This is a genomic window from Cellulomonas septica (assembly GCF_012396155.1).
Lineage (GTDB): Bacteria > Actinomycetota > Actinomycetes > Actinomycetales > Cellulomonadaceae > Cellulomonas > Cellulomonas septica.
Window position 1 is genome coordinate 1 of record NZ_JAAXOY010000588.1, and the last position, 2,276, is coordinate 2,276.

Annotated in this window: 3 protein-coding genes; 2 read left to right on the forward strand and 1 reads right to left on the reverse strand. The window is 75.4% G+C overall.

Annotation, left to right across the window (positions count from 1 at the left end; translation table 11 throughout):
• Positions 1–206: 206 nt before the first annotated feature.
• Complete coding sequence (locus tag HGA02_RS16915) at positions 207–809, forward strand: sulfite oxidase-like oxidoreductase (protein WP_168680329.1); 603 nt, start codon at positions 207–209, stop codon at positions 807–809.
• Positions 797–1,615, forward strand: coding sequence for a ferredoxin reductase (locus HGA02_RS16920; protein ID WP_246247982.1), 819 nt, complete (start codon positions 797–799; stop codon positions 1,613–1,615). Before HGA02_RS16915 ends, HGA02_RS16920 begins: the two co-directional genes overlap by 13 nt.
• A gap of 123 nt (positions 1,616–1,738) precedes the next feature.
• Here HGA02_RS16920 and HGA02_RS16925 read toward each other — a convergent pair.
• Positions 1,739–2,276, reverse strand: a 538-nt coding sequence (locus HGA02_RS16925) for a nuclear transport factor 2 family protein (protein WP_168680331.1), incomplete at its 5' end; no start/stop codon positions are given.

Sequence of the window (2,276 nt, forward strand, 5' to 3'; positions counted from 1 at the left end):
GTCTCCGCGGCAGCCTCCCGTGGCGGCGACACCCCCGGACCACCGACGGCGGGTGCCGACGGCCGTCACCCGGCGCGCGGCTCTGGCGGACGGCACGCGACGCGGCCCATGATGGCCACGAACGCCCCCGAGCCGACCGGAGCGACGATGGCACCCGCACCCGTGCACGTCCCGACCTGCGCGGCCGCGGCCGCGCCCGACCGCTGATGGCGATCGTCTCCCGCGGGTTCCGCGGACGACGCGAGGCCGACCCGCGCCTGCCACCCGGCCAGTACCTCGAGCGCGGTTTCCCGGTGCTGTCCGCCGGGCCGACCCCGCGGACCGACCTGTCGACGTGGACGTTCTCGATCGGCGGCGCCACCGGGCCGCGCGCGACGTGGTCGTGGGCGGAGCTCACGGCGCTCCCGGCCGACGACGTCGTCGTCGACATCCACTGCGTCACCAAGTGGACCAAGCTCGACACGTCCTGGCGCGGGGTGTCGCTCGACCGCCTCCTCGACGCGGTCGACGTCGCCGACGACGAGCAGTACGCGCTCGCGCACTGCGACGGGGGCTACACGACGAACGTGCCGCTCGCCGACCTGCGCGGCGGACGGGCGTGGATCGCGTACCAGTACGACGGTGCCCCGCTGCCGCCCGAGCACGGCGGCCCCGCGCGGCTGCTGATCCCGCACCTGTACTTCTGGAAGTCCGCGAAGTGGGTCCGCCGCGTCGACCTGCTCACCGACGACCAGTGGGGCTTCTGGGAGAGGCTCGGCTACCACCAGTACGGCGACCCGTGGAAGGAGCAGCGGTATTGGGGCGACTGAACGCCGAGCCGGACGACGAGGCCGCACCGGTCTCCCCCGACGACGCCCCGTACCGCCTGCCCTGGCGCGTCGCGACCCTCGTCGCCACGCACCGCGAGACCCCGACCGCGACGACGCTCGAGCTCGACGTGCCCGGCTGGCGCGGCGCGATGGCCGGTCAGCACGTCGACGTGCGCCTGACCGCGGAGGACGGCTACTCGACGCAGCGCTCGTACTCGCTCGCGTCCTCCGGCACGCTCGGGCTCCCGGCGGGCGCGGCCGTCGACGGCAGCCCGGAGCGCATCGCGCTGACGGTGCAGGTCGTCGAGGACGGCGAGGTGTCGCCGTACCTCACGCAGGACCTCGTGGTCGGCGACCAGATCGAGCTGCGCGGGCCGATCGGCAACTGGTTCGTGTGGCACGCGACCGACCCGCACCCCGTGCAGCTCGTCGCGGGGGGCTCGGGGCTCGTGCCGCTCATGTCGATGCTGCGCACGCGCCGCCGGGCCGGCTCGCACGCACCCTTCCGGCTCGTGGTCTCGGTCCGGACCCCGCTCGACGCGATCTACGCCGACGAGCTCGCGACCTTCGACGACGTCGAGGTCACCCGCGTGTGGACGCGTCGCGGGCCGCCGGGCTGGGCCGGACGGGTCGGGCGCGTCGACGCCGACCTCCTGGCGCAGGTGTGCGTCCCGCCCGACGAGCGCCCGCACGTGTACGTGTGCGGCCCGACGCCGTTCGTCGAGACGGTCGCGGACCTGCTCGTCGACCTGGGGCACGACCCCGAGCGCATCCGCACCGAGCGGTTCGGCCCGACGGGGTCGTGACGGCCGGGTGGTGACGGCCGGGTCGTGACGGCAGGCGCGTGACGGCAGGCGCGTGAGCGGTGCATCGTGCGCCCGACGGCCTCGGTGGCGCGGCGAGACGACCGGGCCGCCGACGACCGGTCCCTAGGCGGTCGCGACGACCGGCGGGAGCTCGGCGGGCAGGCCGCACGCGGTGAGGTGGTCGACGCCGAACCAGACGACGACGCGCTGCACGCCCGCCGCACCGAGGTCGAGCACCGCCAGCTGGAACGCGCGGTGCACGCCGTCGGGGTCGAGCAGGTACACCCCGAAGGCGGGCTGCCCGTTGACCGCGGCGGGCACGAGCCGCAGCGCGCCGGGCCCCTTGGCCGGGCACCACGTGCCGATGAGCGCCGCGACGTCGTCGCGCCCGCGGTACCACTCGGGGTAGGGCGGCATCTCCCACACGACGTCCTCGGCCATGAGCGCGACGATCCCGCCGATGTCGTACGACTCGAACGCCCGCACGTACGCGTCGAGCAGCCGCCGCCGCCGCTCGTCGTCGAGCGCGCCCGCGTCGTCGGGGTCGAGCTTCGCGACGTGCGCGCGCGCCCGCTGCAGCGTCGAGTTCACGCCCGCGACGGTGAGGTCGAGCGCGTCCGCGACCTCCGCGGCGCTCCACTGGAGCACGTCGCGCAGCACC

Bases quoted from the DNA above. Each gene is read 5' to 3' on its own strand.
- HGA02_RS16915 (WP_168680329.1), top strand. From the start codon at position 207: ATGGCGATCGTCTCCCGCGGGTTCCGCGGACGACGCGAGGCCGACCCG.